This is a genomic window from Streptomyces sp. NPDC002845, from assembly GCF_053591955.1.
Genome location: NZ_JBSFUU010000004.1, coordinates 1 through 25,565, shown reverse-complemented (window position 1 = coordinate 25,565; position 25,565 = coordinate 1). Strand labels below are relative to the sequence as shown.

Genomic DNA, 25,565 nt, shown 5'->3' with positions numbered 1-25,565 from the left:
TCAGCTGGTCCCGGCCCTCAGGGCCGGGACCGACTTGCGGCTGCCGGGCGGATAAAGTCCCTGGCGTGACTCCGCTCCCCCGCCGGAGGCGGGAGGCTTCCAACCCGAAGGCTGCGGTCCAGCCCGAACCGATCCCTTGCGGGACGCAGCGAAGGAACCACTGCTAGGAGACTGATGGCACGGATTGTGGTGATCGGCGCCGGGATGGGCGCGATGGCGGCCGCCGCCCGGCTGGCCGTCGCGGGCCACCGGGTGGTGGTGTACGAGCGCACAGCGACGTACGGCGGAGCGGTGCGCCGCTTCGAGCGGGACGGCTTCGCGTTCGACACCGGCCCCGGGCTGCTGCCGCTGCCCGCCGTCTACCGCGATCTGTTCCTCAAGACCGGCAAGGAGCCGCTGGAGAAGTGCGTCGACCTGGTCCAGGTGGACCCGGCCGCACGGCACGTCTTCGCGGACGGCACCCAGGTTTCGCTGCCGAACGCCTCGCGCGCGGGCGTGGTCAGCGCCCTGAACGAGGCGCTCGGGGCGGGTGCCGGCGACCGCTGGGGCGACTTCCTGGTGCGGGCTCGCGAGGCCTGGGACAAGACCCGGCGGCCACTCCTGGAGGAGCCTCTGTGGCCCGACTGGCGCGCCCTCGGCGAGCGTGAGCCGTACCCGGCGGTGCCCCACAAGCGGCTGCTGCGCACCCGGCGGGCGAGCACCCTCGCCGAGGTCGGTGCCTGGGAGCTGCGCGACCCCCGGCTCACCGCCCTGCTGGAGAGCCACGCGCTCGCGTACGGCCTCGATCCCCGGCAGGCTCCGGCGAGCGCGGCCGTGCTGCCGTACATGGAGCACGCATTCGGCACCTGGTATGTGCGGGGCGGGATACGGGAGTTGGCGCGGGCGCTGTACGAGCGGTGCCTGGCGCGCCGGGTCGAGTTCGTCTTCGATGCCGAGGTCACCGGGATCGTCGAGAAGGACGGTCGGGCGGCCGGGGTGGAGCTGGCGGACGGGGCGGTGGCCGAGGCGGACCATGTCGTGGCGGGCGTGACGCCCGTACGGCTCAGGAGCCTGACGGGGCGTCCGCTCCAGGACGACGGCGATGTGCGGCCCGCCCCGGAGCCGCCGCGGACCGCGCGGTTCACCGTGCTGCTGGCCCTGCGCGGCGCGCGTGAGGCGGGCACGGCGCACCGCACGGTCGTGCACACCCCGGACCGCACCGCCGAGCTGGACTACCTGGACTACCTGACCAACAGTGACTTCCAGGTGCGGCCCACGGTGACCGTGCTGCGGCCGGACGATCCCGCGCTGCGCCCGGACGACGAGCACGAGTCCGTGACCGTCTCCGCGGCGGTGTCGACGGAGGTCGACCGGTCGATGGGCGACCACGCCGAGCGGTGCGCCGACGTCCTCGTCGGCGCCGCCGAGGCCGCCGTGCCGGGCCTGCGGGACCGCCTGATATGGCGCGAGGTGCGCACACCGGACCACATCGCACGGGAGACGGGCGCCGAGGACGGTGCCGTGCCCCCGCCGGCGCTCGCCGCGGCCGACGGCCGCTTCCTGCACCCGGGCAACACGACCCGCTTCCCGGGGCTGTACCTGGTGGGCGGCTGGGCGCATCCGGGCGGGGGACTGCCCCACGCGGGCATGTCGGGCGCGCTGGTGGCGGGGCTGATCGTGGAGGGGCCGGAGTTCCGCGGGTCTCAGTGAGGGGCCGGGCGGCCTTTCGGCCGGTCCGGCAGGGCGGCGGTCCGGCAGTCCAACCGCTGCCCGGCGGCCCTCAGAAGCGGTACTGCTGCTCGTCGTATCCCTGGCCGCCCTGACCGCCGCCCTGCCCGTTGCCGTCCTCCTGGTACGGGTACTGCTGCTCCGGCGGGAATTCGCCGCCGTACGGGTCGTCGGTGGTGCGCTGCTGCGGGACCCAGACGCCGCCGGGCGGGGTCTCGCCGTAGGGGGCGCCGGTGCCGTACTGGTCCTGGCCGTAGCCCTGCTGGGCGTACGCCTGCTGGTCGCCGTACGCGGTGCTGTCGTACGCACCGCCGTCGTACGTCTGCGTGCCGATGTACGGGTCGGAGTAGGCGGCGTACTGCTGCTGGTTGGGGTCGTAGCCGTACTGCTGCTGGTCGTAGCCGGAGTAGCCCTCGTACCCGAAGTTCTGGTCCTGTGCCTGGGCCTGGGCGGCGGCCGCGTAGGACGGGTCGGTGGCGGCGGCGTACGCGGCGTCGTTGTAGACGCCGTACGAGCCGGTGTCCTCGGGGAGGGGCTCCGGGGAGTAGACGGCGGTGGTCTCGGCCGCGGAGGCGGCGGGACGCACGGGAGTGAACACGTCGTCGTCGTGGTCGGCGTGGTCCTCGTGGCCATAGGCATCGTCCTGCTGCCGGTACGTTCCGGCAGCGTTCTCCTCCAGGCCGGAGACCTCCAGCCCCGGCTCCTGGCGGTCCGGGTCGCCGCCGCCGCGGCGGCGCTTGCTGCCACCACCATCGTCGCCGTCCTCGCGCGAGCGGTTGCCGACGGCCCAGCCGGCCGCGAAGCCGCTGCGGAACGACAGCGTGACGTACGTCTGGCCGACCGCGAAGGCGGCGGCGCCCAGGCCGATCACCACCACGTTGGCGATCAGGACGCCGAGGACCACCCCGAGGAAGCCGACGAAGGCGAGCAGCCGCCAGCGCAGCCGCGCCTTGTACTGCAGCAGCACCTCACCGAGCAGCCACAACGCGACGATTCCGAACGCGATGTAGAGGACCGTCCAGCCCATGTACGCCCCTCTCCCTGCGGCCGTGGCCGCCCCGCCCTGTGTCGTACGCGGCTCAGGCCTCTAGGCCTGCTCTGGATGGTGCAGACCAAGATTGTCGTAGATTTCCAGCGTCGCCGTCGAGTTGTTGAGCGTGATGAAGTGCAGTCCGGGGACTCCCTCGTCCAGCAGCCTCGCGCAGAACTCCGTAGCGAACTCGATGCCAATGGAGCGTACAGCGGCCGGATCGTCTTTGGCTGCGAGGATCCGCTCTTTCAGCGCGGGCGGGAACGACGCGTTGCTGAGCTTTGGCAACCGTTCCAGCATCTTCACACTGGTGACGGGCATGACTTCGGGAATGACCGGGGTCGCGCAGCCGGCAGCCGCGACACGGTCGCGCAGGCGAAGATACGACTCCGGGTGGAAGAACATCTGGGTGATCGCGTAGTCGGCGCCCGCGCGACACTTGTCGACGAAGTGCGCGACGTCGGCGTCCCAGTCCCCAGAGCGCGGGTGCATCTCGGGGAAGGCCGCGACGCCCACGCAGAAGTCGCCGGACTCCTTGATGAGACGGACGAGTTCGGCCGCGTACGTCAGGCCGCTCGGGTGCGGCACCCAGTCGCCCATGGGGTCGCCGGGCGGGTCGCCACGCACGGCGAGCATGTTGCGGATCCCGGCGTCGGCGTACTGGCCGATGATGTTGCGCAGCTCGGCGATGGAGTGGTTGACCGCGGTGAGGTGGGCGACCGGGGTGAGGGTGGTGTCGGCGGCGATCTGCTCGGTCGCCTTCACCGTGCCCGCGCGCGTGGAACCGCCCGCCCCGTAGGTCACGGAGACGAAGCTCGGAGCGACCGCCTCGACCCTGCGGAGGGCGTTCCACAGGTTCCGTTCGCCCTTCTCGGTCTTGGGCGCCCAGAACTCGAACGAACACGTCGTCCGACCGGCGGCAAGCATGTCGCGCACAGTGCGTGCGCGATCAGTCCTGGTGGAAGCGGTTCCTAGGGCCATACCGGAAGGTTAGTCAGGTCGGGGCCATCCCCCAACCAGAGCAAGGCGTTATGTCTGCTTTGTCGCCTTATTGTCCATCCCTCGGACAATTCCGGCACCGCTGGGTCTCCGTCCCTCCGTCTAGGACACCGCGCGCAGCCGCTTCGCGAACTCCGTCGCCGCGGCCCCTGGGTCGTCCGCCTCCGTGATCGCGCGTACGACGACGATGCGGCGGGCGCCCGCTTCCAGGACCTCGTCGAGGTTGCCCAGGTCGATGCCGCCGATGGCGAACCAGGGGCGGTCGGTACCGAGGCCGACGGTGTACCGGACCAGGTCGAGGCCGGGGGCGGGGCGGCCGGGCTTGGTGGGGGTCGGCCAGCAGGGACCGGTGCAGAAGTAGTCCACACCTTCCTGGACGGCTGCCGCGGCCGCCTCCGTCTCGGCATGCGTGGAGCGGCCGATGAGGACGTCGTCGCCGAGGACGGCGCGGGCGGCCGGGACGGGAAGGTCGCCCTGGCCCAGGTGCAGGACGTCGGAGCCGATGGCGTGGGCGACATCGGCACGGTCGTTGACCGCGAGGAGCCTGCCGTGTCGCCGGCACGCGTCGGCGAAGACCTGGAGGTGCTCCAGTTCCTCGGCGGCCTCCATGCCCTTGTCACGGAGCTGCACGATGTCGACACCGCCCGCGAGCACCGCGTCCAGGAACTCCGGGAGGTCACCCTGGCGCTTGCGGGCGTCCGTGCAGAGGTAGACCCGGGCGTCGGCGAGCTGTGCGGTGGCGCTGGGCATACGTGATCCCCCGTTGCGGGTCCGTGCGGCGGTCCGTTTCCGGTCCCGTTGTCGGTGTCGGTCCTGTTGTACGTGTCTACGTGTCGGTGTCGGTTCACTGTCGGTGCGTACGGGCCGCGGGCCTCGCGGAGGCGCGGCCCGTACGCCGGACGGTGTGTTCGTTCAGATCAGACGGCGAGCGCCTGGGCGCGGCGCTTCACCTCCGTGCCGCGATTCTCGCTCAGAGCCTGCGCGGGTGTGCCGGGCAGGCTCTCGTCGGGGGTGAAGAGCCACTCCAGCATCTCTTCGTCGGTGAAGCCGTCGTCCCGCAGGAGCGTCAGGGTGCCGGACAGGCCCTTGACCACCCTGTCCTCGTCGATGAAGGCGGCGGGAACGTGCAGCGCGCGGTTCTCACCCCGGCGTACGGCGATGAGCTGGCCGTCCTTGACCAGCTGCCGCACCCGGGTCACCTCGACGTCGAGCCGTTCGGCGATGTCGGGGAGTGTCAGCCACGCGGGGACGAGAGCATCAATCTTTGCGTCAATCTCGGTCACGTCACCAGCCTGCCATGCCCCTGGCCGGGGGGACAGCAGCATGCCCTCGGGCTACGCCCTTGGGCCCCCCGGGGCTGCGCCCCAGACCCCCGCCTTCGGGTGGGTGGAGTTGTGTGCGGGTGAGTGGGGGTTCCCGTGGGATCGGCCTTACGGCCTCGTCCTCAAACGCCGGACGGGCTGGGGGCGTCTGGGGTGGGCTGGGAGTCTGCGGCTGGGTGGGTGGTGGATCGGCCTTACGGCCTCGTCCTCAAACGCCGGACGGGCTGGGGGTGCCTGGGGTGAGTCGGGAATGTGCGGCTAAGTGGGTGGTGAATCGGCCTTACGGCCTCGTCCTCAAACGCCGGACAGGCTGGGGGTGCCTGGCCTGGGCTGCAAAGGCTCGGCGCGGAGGCGGAGGCACTTGGCGCAGAGGCAGAGGGGCTCGGCGCAGGACTGTGAGTGGGGCGCGGGACCGAGAAGCTGACGCGGACCGGAGAAGCTGGCGCGAAGGCGGGGGGCTCGGCGCGGAGGCGGGTGTGGTGTGGGGCAGAGGCGGAGGAGTTTGGCGCGGAGTCCGAGGAGCCTGACACGGAGCCGGAGGAGCTTGGTGCGGGGCTGGTGAGGTGTGGCACAGGCTGATGGGCCCTGGCCTGGACTGGCCGGGGCTGCAGCCGCGCCCCGTCAGGGGCACGGGGCTGTATCGATATGCGGCTCCGCCGCATGGGCGCGACCAGCCACACACAACCCGCAGACACCCCACAACCCACACCACCCACCCCAGACCAAACACCCAAACACCCAAACACCCACGCACCCACGCACCCACGCACCCACGCACCCACGCACCCACGCACCCACGCACCCACCCGAAGTACCCCACCCACTCACTGCCCACCCACCCCACACCCCCCAGCGGAAGCCTGGAGGCAGCAGCCCCCAAGCGGGGCCGAAGGGGCGAAGCCCCTGGAGGATGGGACGCGTAGGGGCGGCGAGGGCGAAACAAACTCGCCCCAGCCCTACGCCGTAGCCGTCTTCAGCGGCTTCGACGGGTCCGACAGCACCTCGGAATTCATCAGCGCGCCCGACTCGATCAGCCGGCGCCCCTGGGCGAGATCCCGGGGGCGGCCGACGGCGAGGAGGGCGACGAGGCGGCCCTCACGCAGCCAGCAGACGGTCCAGGCGGCACCGGACGGGTCACCGCGCCAGACGGTGGTGTCGGCGGCGGGATGGTGACCGGCGTACTGGACGAAGCGGCCGAATTGTTCGGACCAGAAGTACGGGACGGGGTCGTACACCGCCGGCGCCTCGCCGAGGATGTCGGCGGCGACCGTACGGGGCCCCTGGAGGGCGTTGTCCCAGTGGTGGACGAGGAGGCGTTCGCCGTACCGCCCCGAGGGGAAGGAGGCGCAGTCGCCCACCGCGTACACATCCGGCGCGGAGGTACGCAGATGATCGTCGGCCACCACCTCCCCGTACGCGCCGAGCTCCACCCCCGAGCCCTTCAGCCACGCCGTGGCCGGACGGGCGCCGATGCCCACGACCACCGCCCCGGCGGTCACCCGCGAGCCGTCGTCCAGGACCACCGTGCCGGGCTCGACACGCTCCACGCGCGCGTGGGTGCGCAGAACGGCCCCGCTGTCCGCGTACCAGGCGGTCATCGGCGCGGCCACCTCCGCCGGAAGAGCCCCCGCGAGCGGCCGGTCGGCCGCCTCGACGACCGTCACCGCGCAGCCCGCCTCGCGCGCGGCCGTGGCGAACTCCGCGCCGATCCAGCCCGCGCCCACGACCACGATGTCGTGCTGCTGGGCGAGCACGGGCCGCAGCCGCTCGGCGTCGTCCAGCGTGCGCAGCAGATGCACCCCGGGCACGCCCTCCACACCCGGCAGCCGAACGGGCTCCGCGCCGGTCGCGACGACCAGGACGTCGTACGGGACGGGCCCGGCCACCGTGTCGAGTTCGTGGTCCCCGGGGCGTACGCCCGACACCTCGCGGCCCAGCCGGAGTTCGATGCCGAGCGCCTCGAAGTCGACGTCGAAGGCGGAGCCCTCGGCCTTGCCGAGCAGAACGGCCTTGGACAGCGGCGGCCGGTCGTACGGCTGGTGCGGCTCCGCGCCGATCAGGGTCACGCTCCCGGTGAAACCCTGTTCCCGAAGCGCGACCGCTGTCTGCACGCCCGCCATGCCCGCGCCCACGACGACCACGCGCCCCGGCTTCGGCCTGCCCCGTTCCCGCGTCTGCTCGCTCACTCGATCACCATAGACAACTGACGAATAGTCAGTCATCAGTCAGTGGGCGCGTTCAGTGACCTGTTCCACAACGCTCGTCCCACTGCCCGGCTGCGACTCCCACTCCCAGGTCTCCTCCAGGTGTACGCGCCCGTCGGCGAGCTCGACCACACGGGACACGCAGTGCCCGGAGGACGTCGTCCCGTCGTGCTTGAGCTGCACGTACCGGAAGTCCAGACGGTCACCCTCACGCGTACCGACGAGGTGGCCGCGTACGACATCGCCGCCCGCGTACTCGGCCCAGATCGCGCCGTCCTTCTCGTGGTAGGTGAAACGGGTGCGGGTCCCCACCTGACCTGGAGCCTGGTCGGCAACCGGGGCGAGGACGAGGCCGTCGAGCGAGCGGGGCACGGGCACGGGCTCCCTTACCTGGACATACGGCAGCGGGCTAGGGTGGTCACCGTAGAGCACTCGCGGGAGCCCGGACGCACCGGGCTGAGAGGGAGGCTGACGGCCTCCGACCGTACGAACCTGATCCGGGTCATGCCGGCGAAGGGAGGGGCTGGACGCCCATGTCGCGTACATCGGATACAGCAGACGTCTCGGATGTCCTGGTCATCGGGGGCGGCATCATCGGGCTCGTGACCGCCTGGCGGGCCGCTCAGCGCGGGTTCGCCACGGCTGTCGTGGACCCTGAGCCGGGCGGCGGGGCCGCGCGGGTGGCGGCCGGGATGCTCGCCGCCGTCACCGAGCTGCACTACGGCGAGCAGACCCTGCTGGGCCTCAACCTGGAGTCGGCCCGCCGCTACCCCGGGTTCGCCGCCGAGCTCACCGAGGCGACGGGCCTGGACCTCGGCTACCGCCGGTGCGGCACGCTCGCCGTCGCGCTCGACGCCGACGACCGCGCCCATCTGCGCGAGCTGCACGCCCTGCAGCACCGGTCGGGCCTGGAGTCGGAGTGGCTCAGCGGGCGCGACTGCCGCCGCCTGGAGCCGATGCTCGCGCCGGGCGTGCGCGGCGGTCTGCGGGTCGACGGCGATCACCAGGTGGACCCGAGAAGGCTCGCCAAGGCCCTTGTCGCGGCCTGCGAGCGCGCGGGGGTCATCTTCCACCGGGTGTGGGCCGAGAGGCTGTCAGTGGGGCGCGAGCGGGCCGTGGGGGTCAGGACCGCCGACGGCACCGAGCTCGCCGCCGGGCAGGTCGTCCTCGCCGCGGGCAGCCTCAGCGGACGGCTGGCCGGGGTTCCCGACGACATCCTGCCGCCCGTACGGCCGGTGAAGGGCCAGGTGCTGCGGCTGACCGTGCCGCGGCGGTACGCGCCCTTCCTGAACCGGACCGTACGCGCCGTCGTCCGCGGCAGCCACGTCTATCTGGTGCCACGCGAGAACGGCGAACTCGTCGTCGGCGCGACCAGCGAGGAGCTCGGCTGGGACACGACGGTGACCGCGGGCGGGGTGTACGAACTGCTGCGCGACGCCCACGAACTGGTCCCCGGGATCACCGAACTCCCGCTCACCGAGACCCGCGCGGGACTGCGCCCCGGCTCCCCCGACAACGCGCCCCTCCTCGGCCCCACCGAACTCGACGGGCTCCTCCTGGCCACCGGCCACTACCGCAACGGAGTGCTCCTCACCCCGGTCACCGGCGACGCCATGGCCCATGTCCTCACCACCGGGGAACTCCCGGAGGAGGCCCGCGCCTTCACCCCCAGGCGCTTCAGCACCGGCGCACTCACGGAGCAGCCCGCATGAACGTCTTCCTCAACGGAGAACCCCGGCAGGTCGCCCCGGACACCGCTCTCGACACGCTCGTACGGGCCCTGACCGCGGCACCCTCCGGCGTCGCCGCCGCCCTCAACGAAACCGTCGTCCCGCGCGCGCAGTGGTCGTCCACTCCCCTCTCCGAGGGGGACCGCGTCGAAGTCCTCACCGCTGTCCAAGGAGGCTGACCTCATGGCCGACGACCCCTTCGTCCTCGGCGGTACGACCTACGCGTCCCGCCTGATCATGGGTACGGGCGGTGCGCCCAGCCTCGACGTCCTGGAGCGCGCGCTGGTGGCCTCCGGCACGGAGCTGACGACCGTCGCGATGCGCCGCGTGGACCCCGAGGCGCACGGTTCGGTCCTGTCCGTGCTGAACCGGCTCGGCATCCGCGTCCTGCCCAACACGGCGGGCTGTTTCACCGCGGGCGAGGCTGTGCTGACCGCCCGTCTCGCGCGTGAGGCCCTCGGCACCGGTCTGGTCAAGCTGGAGGTCATCGCCGACGAGCGCACCCTGCTGCCCGACCCGATCGAACTCCTCGACGCCGCCGAGACCCTCGTCGACGACGGCTTCACCGTACTGCCGTACACCAATGACGATCCCGTTCTGGCCCGGAAGCTCCAGGACGTGGGCTGTGCCGCGATCATGCCGCTGGGCTCGCCCATCGGCTCCGGGCTCGGCATCCGCAACCCGCACAACTTCCAGCTGATCGTGGAGCACGCGCGCGTGCCCGTGATCCTGGACGCGGGGGCCGGTACGGCGTCCGACGCCGCGCTCGCGATGGAGCTGGGGTGTGCCGGGGTGATGCTCGCCTCCGCCGTGACCCGGGCCCAGGAGCCGGTGCTCATGGCCGAGGGCATGCGGCACGCGGTCGAGGCGGGCCGGCTTGCGTACCGCGCGGGCCGCATGCCACGGCGGCATTTCGCTCAGGCGTCGTCGCCGACGGACGGGGTGGCGCGGCTGGACCCGGAGCGGCCGGCGTTCTGAGTCCGGACCTCAGTGGTCGGGGCTCCGCATTCCGAATGGTCAGAGCTGCGCGCCCGACGGTCACGGAGCCCCATGATCTCGGTCACAGCTCTGCTGCATTCCGTCCCGCCTGCCACGGAACCGGCGGCGCTGACAGTGGCGGCTCGTACACTCGCCTGCGTGGACACGACCCTTCACGACCCGCTTGTCGGCCAGGTGCTCGACGGCCGCTACCGCATCGACGCGCGGATCGCGGTCGGCGGGATGGCCACGGTCTACCGGGCCGTGGACACCCGCCTCGACCGCGTGCTCGCGCTGAAGGTGATGCATCCGACGCTGGCCGCCGACGGCACGTTCGTCGAGCGGTTCATCCGCGAGGCCAAGTCGGTGGCCCGCCTCGCCCACCCGAACGTGGTGCAGGTCTTCGACCAGGGAACCGACGGGGCGTACGTGTATCTGGCGATGGAGTACGTCGCCGGGTGCACCCTGCGCGACGTGCTGCGCGAGCGCGGGGCCCTGCAGCCGCGGGCCGCCCTCGACATCCTGGAGCCGGTGCTCGCCGCGCTCGGGGCCGCGCACCGGGCCGGGTTCGTGCACCGGGACATGAAGCCTGAGAACGTCCTGATAGGGGACGACGGCCGGGTCAAAGTCGCCGACTTCGGCCTCGTACGGGCCGTGGACACCGTCACGAACACCACGGGCAGCGTCCTCGGCACGGTCTCCTACCTCGCCCCTGAGCAGCTGGAGAACGGCACGACGGACACCCGTGTCGACGTGTACGCGTGCGGTGTCGTCCTCTACGAGATGCTCACCGGCGGCAAGCCGCACGCCGGGGACTCCCCTGCCCGGGTGCTCTACCAGGCGCTGCACGCGGACGTGCCACCGCCGTCGGCCGCGGTGCCGGGGCTGCCGTACGAGCTGGACGAGCTGGTCGCCTCGGCGACGGCCCGCAACCCCGAGCTGCGCCCGTACGACGCGGTGGCGCTGCTCGCGCAGGTGCGTCAGGCCCGGTCGGGGCTGAGCACCGCCCAGCTGGACGCCGTGCCGCCGCAGGCGCTCGCCGGGGAGCACGAGCAGCGTGACATCTCCGCGGACCGGACGAGTGTGCTTCCGCGCTCGCTGTCCGTGCCCCGCCGGGCGCCCGCCGACGACCAGCGGCTCGACCGGACGAGCCGGTTCGAGTCCGGACCGCCGCTGCCTCCCGGGCGGACCAGGCCGCGCGGTCGGGCCGTGGCGCCCCGGCGCGGGATACTCGCCGTCGTCGCCGCCGTACTGCTGGTGCTGGGGGTCGGTGCGGGTGTCTGGTACATCAACTCGGGCCAGTTCACGCAGGTGCCGGCGGTGCTGGACAAGACCCAGGCGGACGCGGAGCGGCAGCTCTCCGGCGCGGGGCTCGGCGTGGAGATCAAGCAGGCGTTCAGTGACACCGTCAAGCGCGGCAAGGTGATCAGCAGCGATCCGGCGCCGGGGGCGCAGATCCGGGACAACGACACGGTGACCCTGACCGTCTCCAAGGGCCCGGAGGTCGTCAAGGTGCCCGATCTGGAGGGGTTCCGGCTGAACAAGGCGCAGGAGCGGCTGAAGAGCGAGGGGCTCGAACCGGGCCTGGTCACCCGGGAGTTCAGCGAGGACGTCCTCAACGGCTATGTGATCAGCACGAGTCCGGGGGCCGGCACCGAGCGCAAGTCGGGCTCGGCCGTCGCGCTCGTCGTCAGCAAGGGGAGCCCGGTGGAGGTCCCGGAGGTCACGGGCGACTCCGTCGAGGACGCCACCCAGGAGCTCGGGGACGCGGGCCTGGAGGTCCGGATCGCCGAGGAGCAGGTCAACTCGGAGTTCGACAAGGGCCTGGTCGCCGAGCAGTCGCCGGCCCCGGGCAAGGAGGTCGGCGAGGGCGACACGGTGACCCTGACCATCTCCAAGGGTCCCGAAATGGTCGAGGTCCCCGATGTCGTCGGTGACAGCGTCGACGACGCCAAGCAGAAGCTCCAGGCCGCGGGCTTCGAGGTCGACGAGGACCGGGGGATCCTCGGCCTCTTCGGCGACACCGTCAGGAGCCAGTCGGTGGAGGGCGGCGACGAAGCGCCCAAGGGGTCGACCATCACGATCGAGATCCGCTGACCCAAGCGGTTTTGTCCGAGCACGTCCACGTCAGCTCGCTCGCCCGGGAGTCTCTCGCCCCCGCCGCCCCTACCCGTCCCATCCCCGGGGCTCCGCCCCGGACCCCGCTGGGGGCTGCGCCCCCAGACCCCCGGGTGGGTGGGACCGTGCGGGCGGGTGGCCTTCGGCCTCGTCCTCAAACGCCGGACAGGCTGTAGTACCTGGCCGGGCTGCAAAGGCTTGGCGCGGGACCGGAGAGACCGGTGCGGGCTGGTGGGTACCGGTCCAGGCTGCAGCCGCGCTCCATCAGGGGCACGGGGCTGTATCGATATGCGGCTCCGCCGCGTGGGCGCGACCAGCCACACACAACCCGCAGACACCCCACAACCCACACCACCCACCCCAGACCAAACACCCACCCACCCACGCACCCACGCACCCACGCACCCACGCACCCACCCGAAGTACCCCACCCACTGCAGACACTCCCACCCACCCCAACTCCCCCACCCACTCACTGCCCACCCACCCCACACCCCCCAGCGGAAGCCTGGAGGCAGCAGCCCCCAAGCGGGGCCGAAGGGGCGAAGCCCCTGGAGGATGGGACGCGTAGGGGCGGCGAGGGCGAGGAACTCCCACATGGCACCCTGGGGGCGTGAGTACTCAGCAGTCCCGGCCTCTCCCCGGCCCCGCCCGCAACCCCGTCGGCAGCCACGTCCCCGTGGCCGGTGGTCTTCACTCCGTCGGACTGAGCTATGCGCACGATCTCAAGGCCGAGACCGTACAGGTCTTTGTCGCGAACCCGCGCGGATGGGCGACACCCCCGGGGAACCCGAGGCAGGACGAGGAGTTCCGCGAGACGTGTGCCGCCGAGAAGATCCCGGCGTACGTACACGCCCCGTACCTGATCAACTTCGGCTCGCACACGGAGGCCACGGTCGAGAAGTCCGTGGAGTCGCTGCGGCACTCGCTGCGCAGGGGACGCGAGATCGGCGCGCTCGGCGTCGTCGTGCACACCGGAAGCGCGACCGGCGGCCGTGACAGGTCGGTGGCGCTGAAGCAGGTGCGGGAGTACATGCTGCCGTTGCTCGACGAGCTGACCCATGACGACGACCCGTACCTGCTGCTGGAGTCGACCGCCGGCCAGGGCGCCTCGCTCTGCTCCCGCACCTGGGACTTCGGACCGTACTTCGAGGCGCTCGACGCGCACCCGAAGCTGGGCGTCTGCCTCGACACCTGCCACATCTTCGCGGCCGGCCACGACCTCACCGGCCCCAACGGTATGCACCAGACCCTCGACCTGCTGGTGGACACCGTCGGCGAGGGCCGCCTGAAGCTGATCCACGCCAACGACTCCAAGGACGTGGCCGGCGCCCACAAGGACCGCCACGAGAACATCGGCGCCGGGCACATCGGCGAGGACCCGTTCCGGGCGCTGATGACCCACCCCGCCACCGAGGGCGTACCCCTGATCATCGAGACCCCGGGCCGCAAGGAGGGGCACGCGGCGGACGTGGAGCGCCTGAAGAAGCTCAGGGACGGCTGAAGAAGAGGACGGCTGAACGCGCAGGGCGTTGCGGACGGACGCGAGCGAAGCGGACGTGAACCAGGCGGACCGGAGACCGAAACCGGGGACCGAAGCCGACGCCCACCGCCGCCCCGGTCAGCCCCACCCGCCGCCGTCCCGGCCAACCGTCCGCCGCGGTCCCAGTCAGCCGCTCGTCACCGCCCCGCTCACCCGCCCGTCGCCAGCGGATACGCCGCCAGCACCACCGCCAGTCCCAGCAACGCCATCGAACACCGCAGCCAGCGGTACTTCGCCGCCAGGATCACGCTGACGTCCTGGAACTGCGTGAGCAGCCACCGCACCTGGTCCTGGCCGGCCTCGGTGACGCAGGTCAGGAGTGCGTCGGGGTCCGCGGCGTCGAGGGCGTCGACGTAGAAGGTGGGTCCGGGCGCCGCCCGTACGGTCCCGGTGCGGGGCAGGATGACGCCGAGGAGGAGCACCAGCGCACCGGCCGCCCAGCACAGGCCCCCGGTCACCAGCAGCACCAGGGCGCCGCCGGACACACCGGAGGCCACGCCGCCGCCACCGCCGAGCACCAGCGCGGGCACCGCCAGGGCGCCCGAGAGCAGCACGGACGCCTTCACGTCCGCCCTGCCCAGGTCCTCGCGTACGGTCAGCAGGAGCCGCTCGGCGACATAGCGGGCGGCGGCGTCCGGTTCGGGCCGGGTCGCCGGGAGAGTCACCGCGGCCCCGCGCTGTCGTTGCGCACCGCGTCCGGTTCCGGTGCCTCGTCCTCCGGATCACGGGAGGCTGCCGGCGCGACGGCGGGCGGAGCGGGCGGAACCGGCGGTACGGGCGGCGCCAACGAAGCCGGTGGCGTCGGCGGCTGCGGCAACGACGTCGGGGCGGGCGGCAGCCCCTGCTGGAAGACGCCGCCGGCGACCGTACGGCTGTAGTCGATGAGCGCCTGCACCTGCTCGTCGATCTGGTGGCGCTGGACCACGCCCTGGTTGATCAGGTTGGTCAGGTAGTCCAGCGCGGCGTGCCGCTGCTGCCTGGCCTGCTGCTGGAGTTCGCCGAGGATCTCCTGCGCACGGCCGGGGTCCTGGGCCAGGACGTGGGCGTACTGGTCGGCCTCGCCCGCGTTGATCAGTTCGAGGGCGTACGCCTTGTTCGCCTCGACCCGGCGCTGGTGGGCCTCGTCCATGGCCCCCTGGATCGCGCTGCCCTTCTCCACCGCCACCATCTGGGCCTGGTAGTCGGCGGCGGCCTGGCCGAGGTCGATGCGGATGAACACCTGGGTGGTCAGGCCGAGATCGGCGCCGAAGTCGCTCCAGCGGCCGCTCGCCAGCTCGGTCTGGATCGACTCGTCCACCTGCTGGGCCGCGTCCAGGTTGTACTGTCTGCTGATCCCGCGCAGCCGGGCCTGAAGCGGCGGGCGGAGCATCCGCTCCACGTCCACCACCCGCTTCTCGGCGGCCAGATGGAAGTCCTGTACCTCCCAGTTGACGTCGGCGCCCGCCTTGAACTGCGCCCGGTCACCGAGGGTGGGCAACTCCAGCTGGAACGAGGCCTGATGCTGTCCGCGCGCGATCCAGCACACCGAAGTGGGCTTGCCCATCAGCGGCTTGTTGTGGTGCTGGGCGCCGCGGACCGTCACGACGCTGTGGCCGCCGTTGCGGTAGTAGAGCACGGAGGCCACCTGGCTGTGCTTGTGCCGGTACGGCCCCTGAGGGGTGAACTCCCTGAAGAAGGGCCCCCGGAGGTCGTACGGGAGGACGAACTCCTGGTTCTGCTGAGGCGGCCACGGCTGGCCCCATGCGTTGTGCGTCATTGCGTACTCGCTCCCCGGACCGCCTCCCACATGCGGCGGACCTGCGTGTCGTCCAGTGGATTGTCTGGGTCTTCCGAGAGTTCTTTGATCAGTGTCAGCAGCCGGTGCCGGTCGTCCGGTGTGTGCACGAGCAGCGGCAGGAACTGAGCCAGCGGCTCTGCCCACGGCTGCTCGGCCGAGCCGCGCAGCCAGTCCGACAACGTGTCCAGCGCCGCCTCGTAGGACCGGCCGGTCTGGAGCGCCGTCCAGAGCAGTCCGGCCAGTTCCGCGGCGCAGTCGGGCCGTACGGCGGCGAGGGCCAGCATGAGCGGCCATCCGCCGTGGCCCTCCAGGTCGGGGTGGGAGTTCCACAGGTCGGCCACGGAGACGGCGGCGAGGAAGACCGCGCTCTGCAGGCCGAGGTCCTGCTGGGGCCGCCGCTCGTCGGACAGCCAGGCGCGGATCCGCCGGAACACCGCCGCGTCACAGCTCGCCCCCGCGCAGTGCGCGACCTGGACCGCGGCGGGCGCCCGCAGCTTTCCCTCCTCCCAGACGCCGATCCCGCCCAGCAGGTCCAGCGTCTGACGGGCCGTGGCGGTGGCCCGCCCCCGGCCGAGCACCGCCGCGGCGGTCCACCGCGTGTTCTCGCCTCCCTCGCGTGCCCAGTGGGCGACCAGCGCGCGGATCGCCGTGCCCACCTCCGGGGAGGTGGCGGCCACGTCGAGCACAGTGGCGGCGAAGAGCCGGCGGCGCGCCTGGTCGGCCTGGCCCAGGGGCTGGACCAGTTCCTGCACCGTGTGCGAGCAGTCGAGCCGGCACAGCTGTCCGGCGGCCACGGCGGCCCGGACCCAGACCTGGGGGCGGGAGTCCTCGCACAGCCCGGCCAGCCACCGCAGGACGGGGCCGCGCACATTGTGCCGGTGCTCCCACAGGTGCCCCAGTACCGCGGGGGCGAGCCCCTCGCCGCGGAACCGTACGGTGCGCACCGGTACGTCCTCGTCGCCGACCTGCTCGACGCCCGGCTCCGCGACGGCGCGGGCGGAGACCAGCCGCGCGTCGACGCCGTCGCCGAACAGTGGCCGGCCCGGGGTGGCCTCCGGGTCGACGGTGACCGCGAGCTCCCAGGCGAGCACCTCGGCCGCTTCGGCGACGGCGCTGAGCGAGGCCCCGCCGAGCGCCGAGACCGCGATCCGGTACGCCGCGTCCCGCAGCCCCTGAGGTGTCTCCGGCGTCTCGGACCGCGCGCCGGCCGCGAACCACTCCGCGGCCTGCGCCTCGGCGAAGCCCCGGCACTCGGCCAGCAGTTCGTCGTGGGTGAGGGTGCCCCGCACCCGCTCGGCCACCCGTGCGGCGAACCGGGCCGCCTCCGCCGGGCGCAGCTCGTCAAGACCCAGCGCCTCGACCACGTCCGCACCGGCCGCCAGGGCGCGCGCCTCGTCCAGCAGGGCGGGGGGATCGTCGGCCAGTTCGTCCGCGAGGTGCCCCTCCAGTACGGCGGCGGCGACCGCCGGGGCGTGGGGACGGTAGTAGCGGCTGGCCCGCACCCGTACGTCGCCGGGTTCGGGAGTGGCCAGCAGAACCGCGTACGCCTGCCGCTCGGCCAGCAGGGCGCCGAGCCGGTCGAGCCCGGTCTCGTCCGGCAGCCCCACCGAGGCGGGTTCCAGGGCGTAGCCGTGGCCCTCGGCGAACTGGCCGGGATCCAGCCGGTCGGGTTCGGAGCCGGGGTCGAGCCGGGAGACCCGGCCCCGGGCCAGGTCGTCCAGCAGGGACAGGGCCGTGTACATCCGGCCGGTCCCGGGCTGTCCGCACAGCACGAGCAGCCGCCCGGACCGGAGCTCGTCCTTGAACTCTCCGTAGCCTTCCGGCTCCTGGAAGACCCGGCGCAGGGTGCGCAGTTCGCCCTCGGGCAGCGGCCCGGCGAGCAGGCGCACCTGCTGCCGGTCGAACACGTTGATGGTGCCGACGCTGCCGGAGCCGATGAAAGTGCTGGAGTCCTGCGCGGTGAAGGTGGGGGTGGCCGACCGGTAGATCCTGGACGCCGCCGCGCCGGCTCCCGGCAGTCCCTCCCCGGCCAGCGGGTCGGCGGCAGGGCCGCCGATCAGGTCGGCCCGGTCCGGACCGCCGGCGGCGTCGGGGCCGTGCTGGGGTTCCTGCTGGGGGTTCTGGGGCTGCGCGTTGTCCTGCTGCTGCGGCGGCGACGGGCTCGGCGGCGGGTTCTGCGCGTTCACCGTTCACCGTCCGCGGGCGACGCGTACTTGTTGATGTTGATGGTGCCGACGTGCTCGTTGGAGTAGAACTCCCCGCTGCCGTAGTTGTGGTTGACCACGGTGCGCCGAGCCGTCTCCTCCCGCTCCTCCCGCTCCCCCTGCCGCACCGCCGTGCCGGGTGCGTCGGAAGGGGTGCCGGGCGTCGGGGAGGCGGTGGAGTGGTCCGGCAGCGGGGGTTCCGGCAGGCCGGGCACCAGGAACCAGGCGGTCCGCCGCCCCTCCTTCAGCTCCACGTCGAAGGCTCGGTAGTGCCCGGGTTCCACCCAGCGGCCCCCGGCCTGCACCACGTCCTCGTACACCGTCGCGGAAACCGCCGCGACCAGCGGGGACCCCGGTGCCGCGGCCAGCACGGCCTTGGTCGTGGCGCAGTCGCCCAGCCGGCAGGCCAGGTCGACGGCGCGGCCGGAGCGTCCGTGGGGGTCGGCGGTGACCGGGCCGATGTGCATGCCCACCCGCAGTCTGAGCGGGGTCTTCAGTCCGCGGTTGCTCTCGCGCAGGTTCTGGTGCAGGTATTCGAGCCACTCGCCGACCACACGCCTGGGCGGGACGGTGGCCCGCAGAATGCAGAGGATGCCGTCCCCGCGGTCCTCCTGGTACAAACGCGGCGCCCGGATGTCCGCCTGTTCGAAGGCCTTGCCGGACACCTCGTAGAGCCTGCGCCGCATGTCCGGTTTCTCGGAGTCGGTCAGCAGGCCCGATCCCTGAGCGTCCAGGTTGACGATGAATCCGTACTCGGCCTCTGTCTCCATTGCCCTCTCCTCCCCTGTCGTCCCGCCGACCGGGGACGCGTCCCATGCTTCCGGCGCCGGGGAACAGCCGCTGTAGGCGTTTACACAGCGGGGGACATCCGTGTCCCGCCGGGTACGTCCGTTCCTGCCGGTGTGTCCGTTCCTGCCAGGTGTGTCCGTCAGATGTCCGGCTCCGGGTTCCCGCCGCTCGCGAGCAGGCGGAGTGGTTCGAGATCGGCCACGGCGAGGGTGCCGGGGCCGGTGCGGACCAGCCCCTGTTCCCGCAGCAGCCGCAGCGCCTTGGCCACGGCCTCCCGGGTGGATCCCACGGAGGCCGCCAGTTCGTGCTGGGCCAGGGGCAGCCGGATGGTCACCGTCCGTCCTTCCTGCCGGCCGGTCCGGTCGGCGAGTTCGACCAGCCGCTCCGAGAGCCGTTGCAGCACGGTCATGGAGGCCAGGGCCCGGCGCTCGTGATCGGCGCTGCGCAGCCGTTCGGTGAGCTGGCTCACCATCAGCGCGTTGGCGTGCGGCCGTGCGGCGAGGAAGCGGCGGAAGCGGTCGCCCGGCAGGACGAGCCCTTTCACGGGGCCGAGTGTGCTCACCGACGCACTGCGCGGGCGGCCGTCGAGCGCCGCCATGTCCCCCACCACTTCGCCGGCCTGCCGCAGCCCCAGGATCAGCCGTCCGCCCCGTTCGGTGGTCGACCAGACCGTGCACCAGCCCTGGAGGATGACCACCGCGAACGTGGTGCGATCGCCCTCGCTCAGGATCGTGTGCTGGGGCGGGTACTCGTGCCCGGTTCCGATGTCGGCCAGGGTGGCGCGATCCGCGGACCCCAGCCTTCCCATGAAGGTCTGGCGCTCACCGAACAGCCCCACCGTCGTCCCCCGACCGCTATCCCCCGACAGTCCCAAGCGGAATACTCCGAGCCGCGTGGTTCATCGCCCGCGCGGGTCCGCCCGCCAGGCGAGGGACCAAGCGTAGCGCCATGCTGACGGAGAGCGCGCGCCTTTCCGGAATGCGCCCCGTAGCCGACCGCCCATCCGGCGGTCCGGCCCTTACCGGAAACCGGCTCCGGGCGCCCGGCCGGGGACATGACACAGACGCTCAGAGCTCGGGGCCGTCTCCGGGCTCCTCCTGGTACGAGTACCGCTGTTCCTTCCACGGGTCGCCGAGGTTGTGGTACCCGCGCTCCTCCCAGAAGCCGCGCCGGTCGGCGGTCATGTACTCGACGCCGCGGACCCATTTGGGGCCCTTCCACGCGTACAGGTGGGGGACGATCAGCCGCAGCGGGTAGCCGTGCTCGGCGGTGAGGAGTTCGCCGTCCTTGTGGGTGGCGAAGATCGCGCGGTCGGAGGCGAAGTCCGCGAGGCGGAGGTTCGAGCTGAACCCGTACTCGGCCCACACCATCACATGGGTGACGTCGGGCGCGGGCGGCGCGAGGTCCAGGATCGTACGGGTCGGAATGCCGCCCCATTCGGCGCCGATCATGCTGAACTTCGTCACGCAGTGCAGATCGGCCACGACAGTGGCGTACGGCAGGGCCGTGAACTCCTCGTGGGTCCAGCAGTGCTTCTCGCCGTCGGCGGTGTGGCCGAAGACGCGGAACTCCCAGCGCTCGGGGCGGAACTTCGGCACGGGCCCGTAGTGCGTGACCGGCCAGCCGCGCTGGAGTCGCTGTCCCGGCGGAAGCTGTGACTGTGCCGCGTTCCCTGTCACGCGATCCCCAAGGTGACGCGATCCTCAGATGCGCGAACTCCAGACTCGCGTTCCACCGGCTGACCCATGACTCCATCCTGACAGACCCCGGGCGATGCACCTGACCGACCCCGGCCGACCAGGGACAACTCGCCCTAAGGCTGTACTTACTTACTAAGCATGCACTTACTGGACGATCTTCAGTGCCGATGGAATCATGCGGCGCATCCCGCCAGTCCCCCCGCTTGGAAGGAGCCTCTGCGATGCAGGGCGACCCCGAAGTCATCGAATTCCTCAACGAGCAGCTCACCGGTGAGCTGACCGCGATCAATCAGTACTTCCTGCACGCGAAGATGCAGGAGAACTTCGGCTGGACCAAGCTCGCGAAGTACACCCGGCACGAGTCGTTCGACGAGATGAAGCACGCCGAGGTGCTCACCGACCGAATCCTGTTCCTGGAGGGGCTGCCGAACTACCAGCGCCTCTTCCACGTCCGCGTGGGGCAGACGGTCACCGAGATGTTCCAGGCCGACCGGCAGATCGAGGTGGAGGCGATCGACCGCCTCAGGCGCGGCATCGAGGTGATGCGCAGCAAGGGCGACATCACGTCGGCGAACATCTTCGAATCGATCCTGGAGGACGAGGAGCACCACATCGACTACCTCGACACCCAGCTGGAGCTGATCGACAAGCTCGGCGAGGCGCTCTACATCGCGCAGCTGATCGAGCAGCCGGAGAGCTAGGCCGAACTAGGCTGGGCTAGGCCGGGCTAGGCCGCCTCTTCCAGCTGCTCCAGCTCATCCAGTCCGGACAGCACCGGTTCGGACAGCACCGGCCGACCCTGATCGGCCGGATCACGGCGTGGGCACGCACCCCTGCCCAGCAGCGCCTGGATACGGCGTACGCACGAGCCGCAGTCGGTGCCCGCCTTGCAGGCCGACGCGATCTGCCGGGGGGTGCAGGCGCCGCCCTCCACGTGCTTCTTCACCTGCTGCTCGGTGATCCCGAAGCAACTGCAGACGTACACGCGGCTCACCTCCCGCCGGGATCGAAGTGGTGCCGTCCCCGACTAGTCGGTGAGGCTAACCTAACCTTACCCGGCTCTCAGGAGCCGCAAAAGTGCTGTGGGGCGCGGATCGTATGTGATCCGCGCCCCACTCGACGTTGCCGTAACAGGCGTCCCTGCTACTGGCCTACTACCCGGCCCTGCTACTGATGGCCTGCTACCGGCCCTACTACTGGTCCCTGTACATCTACTGGTCCCTGTACATCTCGGCGACGAGGAACGCCAGGTCCAGCGACTGGCTGCGGTTCAGCCGCGGGTCGCAGGCCGTCTCGTAGCGCTGGTGCAGATCGTCGACGAAGATCTCGTCGCCGCCGCCCACGCACTCGGTGACGTCGTCGCCGGTCAGCTCCACATGGATGCCGCCCGGGTGGGTGCCGAGCTCCTTGTGGACCTCGAAGAAGCCCTTGACCTCGTCGAGCACATCGTCGAAGCGGCGGGTCTTGTGGCCGGAGGCCGCCTCGAAGGTGTTGCCGTGCATCGGGTCGGTCACCCAGGCCACGGTCGCGCCGGAGGCGGTGACCTTCTCGACCAGCTCAGGGAGCTTGTCGCGGACCTTGTCGGCGCCCATGCGGACGATGAAGGTCAGCCGGCCCGGCTCGCGGTCCGGGTCGAGGCGCTCGATGTACTGCAGCGCGTCCTCGGCCGTCGTCGTCGGGCCCAGCTTGATGCCGATCGGGTTGCGGATCTTCGAGGCGAACTCGATGTGCGCGCCGTCCAGCTGGCGGGTGCGCTCACCGATCCACACCATGTGCGCCGATACGTCATACACGTGGCCCGTACGCGAGTCGACCCTGGTCAGCGCCGACTCGTAGTCGAGCAGCAGGGCCTCGTGCGAGGCGTAGAACTCGACGGTCTTGAACTCCTCCGGGTCGGCCCCGCAGGCGTGCATGAAGTTCAGCGCGTTGTCGATCTCCCGCGCGAGCTGCTCGTAGCGCTGCCCGGACGGCGACGACTTCACGAAGTCCTGGTTCCAGGCGTGCACCTGGCGCAGGTCGGCGTAGCCGCCGGTGGTGAAGGCGCGGACCAGGTTGAGCGTGGAGGCGGAGGCGTTGTACATCCGCTTCAGCCGCTCGGGGTCCGGGACGCGGGCCGCCTCGGTGAAGTCGAAGCCGTTGACGGAGTCGCCGCGGTACGTCGGCAGGGTCACCCCGTCGCGGGTCTCGGTCGGCTTGGAGCGCGGCTTGGAGTACTGCCCGGCGATCCGGCCCACCTTCACGACCGGCACGGAGGCCGCGTACGTGAGGACGGCGCCCATCTGGAGCAAAGTCTTGAGTTTGGCCCGGATCTGCTCGGCGCCGACGGCATCGAACGACTCCGCGCAGTCGCCGCCCTGGAGCAGGAACGCCTCACCCCTGGCGACGGCGCCCATCCGGGCGCGCAGCTGGTCGCACTCGCCGGCGAAGACGAGCGGCGGGAAGCTCTCCAGTTCGGCGATCACCTTTCGGAGAGCTACCTGGTCCGGATACTCCGGCTGCTGTGCCGCAGGGAGGTCTCGCCAGGTGTTCACGTCGACAGAAGAGGCTTTAGCGTTCACACGCCTAGGTTACGGGCTGCGCGCCGGGAATCTGCCGCATGCCCAAAGTGTGGGACGCAGGGCCCGGCAGGCCCGGCGTCTCCTACCCCGCCGCGGCGGGGACCACGTGGCGGACGTCGACTCGCAACCGCCACTCCGGACCACCCCTGCAGCGGCGGGGATACGCGAGCCGTGTCCGGAACAACGAAGACGAGCCTCGGTGGACACGGGTACGCCGCGCGCCTTATGATTCCCCGCATGTTCGCGCATCCGACCCAGAACTGGTGGTGGACCGCTTCTTCGGCGGCCCACTGACTGCGCGTACGCAAGACTTCGCGAAGGCCGCCCGAGGGGCGGCCTTCAGTGTTTTCAGCACCAGGGCCGTTCCTCCCCGATCACCGACGGAAGACGGAAGAGGAACCCATGGACCTGGCTCGACTCCCGTACGACGAACGACCGTTCGCCCTGCTGCGCCGCCGTACTCCCGGCCGCGACCACGACCTGGTGGAACTGCTGCTCGGCCCGGTCACCACGTACGACCGTCTCGCCGACATCCCCGACGAGGGCCTGGCCCTGATCCCCTACCGCCAGATCCGCGAGCGCGGCTTCGACGTCCGCGACGACGGCACCCCGCTGACGGTGCTGACCCCGGAGGAGTCGTACGAGATCCCGCTCCCGCGAGCCCTCGCGGAACTGCCCGCGCACGACGTCCAGGTCCGGGACGGCGGCTTCGATGTGAGTGACGAGGAGTACGCGGAGATCGTCGGGCGGGTGCTGCACGAGGAGATCGGGCGGGGCGAGGGCGCGAACTTTGTGATCCGGCGCACGTACGAGGGCCGGGTCCCCGGCTTCGGCCGCGCCGACGCGCTCGCGCTCTTCCGGCGGCTGCTGGAGGGCGAGCGGGGCGCGTACTGGACGTTCGTGGTCCACACCGGCGAACGGACCCTGGTCGGGGCGAGTCCCGAGGTGCACGTCCGCATGTCCGGTGGGACGGTCGTGATGAACCCGATCAGCGGCACGTACCGCTATCCGGCCGAAGGACCGACGCCGGAGGACCTGCTCGGCTTCCTCGCCGACGGCAAGGAGATCGAGGAGCTCTCCATGGTCGTCGACGAGGAACTGAAGATGATGTGCACGGTCGGCGACATGGGCGGGGTCGTGATCGGGCCGCGTCTGAAGGAGATGGCCCATCTCGCGCACACGGAGTACGAGTTGCGGGGTCGGTCCTCTCTGGACGTACGCGAGGTGCTGAAGGAGACGATGTTCGCGGCGACCGTCACCGGCTCGCCCGTGCAGAACGCGTGCCGGGTCATCGAGCGGCACGAAGTGGGCGGCCGTGGGTACTACGCCGGTGCGCTGGCGCTGGTGGGCAGGGACGCGGGTGGCGGGCGGGAAGGGGGTGCTGGCGGGCGCGACGGAGTGGCCGGCGGGGCTCAGACGCTCGACTCGCCGATCCTGATCCGTACGGCCGACATCGCGGCCGACGGCCGGCTGAGGGTGCCCGTCGGTGCCACGCTCGTCCGCGGCTCGGACCCGGCGAGCGAGGTCGCCGAGACACACGCGAAGGCGGCGGGGGTGCTGGCGGCTCTGGGAGTACGACCGGGGCGGCGCCGTGAGGAGGGGGTACGGCAGGGACTCGCGGACGATCCGCGGGTGCGGGCGGCGCTCGACGGGCGCCGGGCCTCGCTGGCGCCGTTCTGGCTGCGGATGCAGGAGCGGTCGGACGCACTCGCCGGGCACGCGTTCGTCGTCGACGGCGAGGACACCTTCACCGCGATGCTCGCGCATCTGCTGCGGTCGTCGGGCCTGGAGGTGACGGTACGCCGCTACGACACCCCCGGGCTGTGGGAGGCCGTGCTCGTGCACGAGGGGCCGCTGGTCCTGGGCCCTGGTCCGGGTGACCCCGGCGATCTCCGGGACCCCAAGATGCGGTTCCTGCGGGAGCTGACGGCCGAGGTGCTCCGCGGTCATGGCCACGGCGTCCTCGGCGTCTGCCTCGGCCATGAGCTGATCGCGGCCGAACTGGGGCTGGAGATCGTGCGCAAGCAGGTCCCGTACCAGGGCGCGCAGACGGAGATCGACCTCTTCGGGCGGACGGAGACCGTCGGCTTCTACAACAGCTTCGTGGCGTACTGCGACGACGAGACGGAGGCCGAGCTGGCGGCACACGGGGTGGAGGTCAGCCGGGGTGGGAACGGGGAGGTGCATGCGCTGCGCGGCCCCGGCTTCGCGGGCGTCCAATTCCACCCGGAGTCGGTGCTGACGCTGAACGGTACGGCCGTCGTACGGGAGTTGGTCGGTCAGCTGCGGGGGACGAGCACGTTCTCGGAGCGGCGGCCCGCCCTGTAGTCGAGGACGTTGCGGACCGTGGTGTCGATGATCTGGGCGACCACGTCCGCCGTGTAGTACGCCTGGTGCGAGGTGACCAGGACGTTGGGGAAGGTGACGAGACGGGCCAGGGTGTCGTCCCGATGGGGGCTCGCCTGGGCTGAAAAGGCTTGGCGTGGAGCCGGAGGAGCTTGGCACGGAGGCGGAGAACCTTGGCGCTGGGGCAAAGGAACCTGGTGCGGGGCTGGCGAGGTGGGGCACAGGCTGATGGGCCCTGGCCTGGACTGGCCGGGGCTGCAGCCGCGCCCCGTCAGGGGGCACGGGGCTGTATCGATATGCGGCTCCGCCGCATGGGCGCGACCAGCCACACACAACCCGCAGACACCCCACAACCCACACCACCCACCCCAGACCAAACACCCACCCACCCAAACCCCCACGCACCCACGCACCCACGCACCCACGCACCCACGCACCCACGCACCCACGCACCCACCCGAAGTACCCCACCCACTCACTGCCCACCCACCCCACACCCCCCAGCGGAAGCCTGGAGGCAGCAGCCCCCAAGCGGGGCCGAAGGGGCGAAGCCCCTGGAG

Annotated in this window: 22 protein-coding genes, 1 pseudogene and 1 riboswitch; of the genes and pseudogenes, 8 read left to right on the top strand and 15 right to left on the bottom strand. The window is 71.6% G+C overall.

Annotation, left to right across the window (positions count from 1 at the left end):
* Positions 1-174 precede the first annotated feature (174 nt).
* Positions 175-1,689: a phytoene desaturase family protein gene (locus tag ACWD3C_RS03685; protein WP_451139673.1), complete on the top strand. Its 1,515-nt coding sequence runs from the start codon at positions 175-177 to the stop codon at positions 1,687-1,689.
* 70 nt (positions 1,690-1,759) lie between these two features.
* Here ACWD3C_RS03685 and ACWD3C_RS03680 read toward each other — a convergent pair whose 3' ends face one another.
* From ACWD3C_RS03680 to ACWD3C_RS03655, 6 genes are all read right to left on the bottom strand, one after another.
* Complete coding sequence (locus ACWD3C_RS03680; RefSeq protein ID WP_451139671.1) at positions 1,760-2,734, bottom strand: SCO2102 family sporulation regulator; 975 nt, start codon at positions 2,732-2,734, stop codon at positions 1,760-1,762.
* A gap of 60 nt (positions 2,735-2,794) precedes the next feature.
* Positions 2,795-3,718 (bottom strand): methylenetetrahydrofolate reductase [NAD(P)H], encoded by a 924-nt coding sequence (gene metF, locus ACWD3C_RS03675; RefSeq protein WP_451139669.1) that lies wholly within the window; start codon positions 3,716-3,718, stop codon positions 2,795-2,797.
* A 120-nt stretch (positions 3,719-3,838) separates the two neighbouring features.
* Positions 3,839-4,486: a thiamine phosphate synthase gene (thiE, locus tag ACWD3C_RS03670; protein WP_451139667.1), complete on the bottom strand. Its 648-nt coding sequence runs from the start codon at positions 4,484-4,486 to the stop codon at positions 3,839-3,841.
* 167 nt (positions 4,487-4,653) lie between these two features.
* Positions 4,654-5,019 (bottom strand): Rv2175c family DNA-binding protein, encoded by a 366-nt coding sequence (locus tag ACWD3C_RS03665; RefSeq protein WP_451139665.1) that lies wholly within the window; start codon positions 5,017-5,019, stop codon positions 4,654-4,656.
* A 995-nt stretch (positions 5,020-6,014) separates the two neighbouring features.
* Positions 6,015-7,244, bottom strand: a complete 1,230-nt coding sequence (locus ACWD3C_RS03660; RefSeq protein ID WP_451139663.1) for an NAD(P)/FAD-dependent oxidoreductase — start codon at positions 7,242-7,244, stop codon at positions 6,015-6,017.
* A gap of 39 nt (positions 7,245-7,283) precedes the next feature.
* Positions 7,284-7,634, bottom strand: coding sequence for a hypothetical protein (locus tag ACWD3C_RS03655; RefSeq protein ID WP_451139661.1), 351 nt, complete (start codon positions 7,632-7,634; stop codon positions 7,284-7,286).
* A 52-nt stretch (positions 7,635-7,686) separates the two neighbouring features.
* Positions 7,687-7,798, top strand: a riboswitch (TPP riboswitch).
* Here ACWD3C_RS03655 and thiO point away from each other — a divergent pair.
* The 5 genes from thiO (at position 7,796) to ACWD3C_RS03630 (ending at position 13,592) form a co-directional block, all read left to right on the top strand.
* A complete protein-coding gene (gene thiO, locus ACWD3C_RS03650; protein WP_451139659.1) occupies positions 7,796-8,974 on the top strand; it encodes a glycine oxidase ThiO in 1,179 nt (392 codons plus the stop codon). (Overlaps the previous riboswitch by 3 nt.)
* Entirely contained in the window at positions 8,971-9,171 is a 201-nt protein-coding gene (gene thiS, locus ACWD3C_RS03645; protein ID WP_451139657.1) for a sulfur carrier protein ThiS, read from the top strand. Before thiO ends, thiS begins: the two co-directional genes overlap by 4 nt.
* A 4-nt stretch (positions 9,172-9,175) precedes the next feature.
* Complete coding sequence (locus ACWD3C_RS03640) at positions 9,176-9,970, top strand: thiazole synthase (RefSeq protein ID WP_451139655.1); 795 nt, start codon at positions 9,176-9,178, stop codon at positions 9,968-9,970.
* Positions 9,971-10,129: 159 nt separating this feature from the next.
* Positions 10,130-12,067 carry a Stk1 family PASTA domain-containing Ser/Thr kinase gene (gene pknB, locus ACWD3C_RS03635; protein ID WP_451139653.1) on the top strand — a complete coding sequence of 646 codons (1,938 nt, stop codon included), beginning with the start codon at positions 10,130-10,132 and terminating at the stop codon, positions 12,065-12,067.
* A 634-nt stretch (positions 12,068-12,701) separates the two neighbouring features.
* Positions 12,702-13,592: a deoxyribonuclease IV gene (locus ACWD3C_RS03630; RefSeq protein WP_451139651.1), complete on the top strand. Its 891-nt coding sequence runs from the start codon at positions 12,702-12,704 to the stop codon at positions 13,590-13,592.
* 188 nt (positions 13,593-13,780) lie between these two features.
* Here the strand turns inward: ACWD3C_RS03630 and ACWD3C_RS03625 are convergent, their stop codons facing one another.
* From ACWD3C_RS03625 to ACWD3C_RS03600, 6 genes are all read right to left on the bottom strand, one after another.
* Positions 13,781-14,296, bottom strand: a complete 516-nt coding sequence (locus ACWD3C_RS03625) for a Pycsar system effector family protein (RefSeq protein WP_451139649.1) — start codon at positions 14,294-14,296, stop codon at positions 13,781-13,783.
* Positions 14,293-15,387, bottom strand: coding sequence for a hypothetical protein (locus ACWD3C_RS03620; RefSeq protein WP_451139647.1), 1,095 nt, complete (start codon positions 15,385-15,387; stop codon positions 14,293-14,295). Before ACWD3C_RS03620 ends, ACWD3C_RS03625 begins: the two co-directional genes overlap by 4 nt.
* Entirely contained in the window at positions 15,384-17,594 is a 2,211-nt protein-coding gene (locus ACWD3C_RS03615) for a hypothetical protein (RefSeq protein ID WP_451139645.1), read from the bottom strand. Before ACWD3C_RS03615 ends, ACWD3C_RS03620 begins: the two co-directional genes overlap by 4 nt.
* Positions 17,591-18,382 (bottom strand): hypothetical protein, encoded by a 792-nt coding sequence (locus tag ACWD3C_RS03610; protein WP_451139643.1) that lies wholly within the window; start codon positions 18,380-18,382, stop codon positions 17,591-17,593. The genes ACWD3C_RS03615 and ACWD3C_RS03610 overlap by 4 nt, the downstream gene beginning before the upstream one ends.
* A 158-nt stretch (positions 18,383-18,540) precedes the next feature.
* A complete protein-coding gene (locus ACWD3C_RS03605; RefSeq protein ID WP_451139641.1) occupies positions 18,541-19,239 on the bottom strand; it encodes a Crp/Fnr family transcriptional regulator in 699 nt (232 codons plus the stop codon).
* A 229-nt stretch (positions 19,240-19,468) separates the two neighbouring features.
* Positions 19,469-20,080, bottom strand: coding sequence for a sulfite oxidase-like oxidoreductase (locus tag ACWD3C_RS03600; protein ID WP_451139639.1), 612 nt, complete (start codon positions 20,078-20,080; stop codon positions 19,469-19,471).
* Positions 20,081-20,322: 242 nt separating this feature from the next.
* On the opposite strand from ACWD3C_RS03600, the gene bfr reads away from it, so the two are divergent.
* Positions 20,323-20,802, top strand: a complete 480-nt coding sequence (bfr, locus tag ACWD3C_RS03595; protein ID WP_451139637.1) for a bacterioferritin — start codon at positions 20,323-20,325, stop codon at positions 20,800-20,802.
* A 26-nt stretch (positions 20,803-20,828) separates the two neighbouring features.
* Here bfr and ACWD3C_RS03590 read toward each other — a convergent pair whose 3' ends face one another.
* Entirely contained in the window at positions 20,829-21,095 is a 267-nt protein-coding gene (locus ACWD3C_RS03590) for a (2Fe-2S)-binding protein (protein ID WP_451139635.1), read from the bottom strand.
* Between the two features lie 217 nt (positions 21,096-21,312).
* Positions 21,313-22,659, bottom strand: a complete 1,347-nt coding sequence (locus tag ACWD3C_RS03585; RefSeq protein WP_451139633.1) for a class II 3-deoxy-7-phosphoheptulonate synthase — start codon at positions 22,657-22,659, stop codon at positions 21,313-21,315.
* Between the two features lie 402 nt (positions 22,660-23,061).
* On the opposite strand from ACWD3C_RS03585, the gene ACWD3C_RS03580 reads away from it, so the two are divergent.
* A complete protein-coding gene (locus tag ACWD3C_RS03580; protein WP_451139631.1) occupies positions 23,062-24,987 on the top strand; it encodes an anthranilate synthase family protein in 1,926 nt (641 codons plus the stop codon).
* Here ACWD3C_RS03580 and ACWD3C_RS03575 read toward each other — a convergent pair.
* Positions 24,939-25,106, bottom strand: a pseudogene (locus ACWD3C_RS03575) (2-hydroxyacid dehydrogenase); the annotation flags it as partial. The gene ACWD3C_RS03580 and the pseudogene ACWD3C_RS03575 overlap by 49 nt on opposite strands.
* Positions 25,107-25,565: the final 459 nt, after the last annotated feature.

Excerpts from the sequence above, each read along its gene's own strand:
- ACWD3C_RS03685 (WP_451139673.1), top strand. The coding sequence starts at position 175 with ATGGCACGGATTGTGGTGATCGGCGCCGGGATGGGCGCGATGGCGGCC.
- ACWD3C_RS03680 (WP_451139671.1), bottom strand. The coding sequence starts at position 2,734 with ATGGGCTGGACGGTCCTCTACATCGCGTTCGGAATCGTCGCGTTGTGG.
- metF (WP_451139669.1), bottom strand. The coding sequence starts at position 3,718 with ATGGCCCTAGGAACCGCTTCCACCAGGACTGATCGCGCACGCACTGTG.
- thiE (WP_451139667.1), bottom strand. The coding sequence starts at position 4,486 with ATGCCCAGCGCCACCGCACAGCTCGCCGACGCCCGGGTCTACCTCTGC.
- thiO (WP_451139659.1), top strand. The coding sequence starts at position 7,796 with ATGTCGCGTACATCGGATACAGCAGACGTCTCGGATGTCCTGGTCATC.
- thiS (WP_451139657.1), top strand. The coding sequence starts at position 8,971 with ATGAACGTCTTCCTCAACGGAGAACCCCGGCAGGTCGCCCCGGACACC.
- ACWD3C_RS03640 (WP_451139655.1), top strand. The coding sequence starts at position 9,176 with ATGGCCGACGACCCCTTCGTCCTCGGCGGTACGACCTACGCGTCCCGC.
- ACWD3C_RS03620 (WP_451139647.1), bottom strand. The coding sequence starts at position 15,387 with ATGACGCACAACGCATGGGGCCAGCCGTGGCCGCCTCAGCAGAACCAG.
- ACWD3C_RS03610 (WP_451139643.1), bottom strand. The coding sequence starts at position 18,382 with ATGGAGACAGAGGCCGAGTACGGATTCATCGTCAACCTGGACGCTCAG.
- bfr (WP_451139637.1), top strand. The coding sequence starts at position 20,323 with ATGCAGGGCGACCCCGAAGTCATCGAATTCCTCAACGAGCAGCTCACC.
- ACWD3C_RS03580 (WP_451139631.1), top strand. The coding sequence starts at position 23,062 with ATGGACCTGGCTCGACTCCCGTACGACGAACGACCGTTCGCCCTGCTG.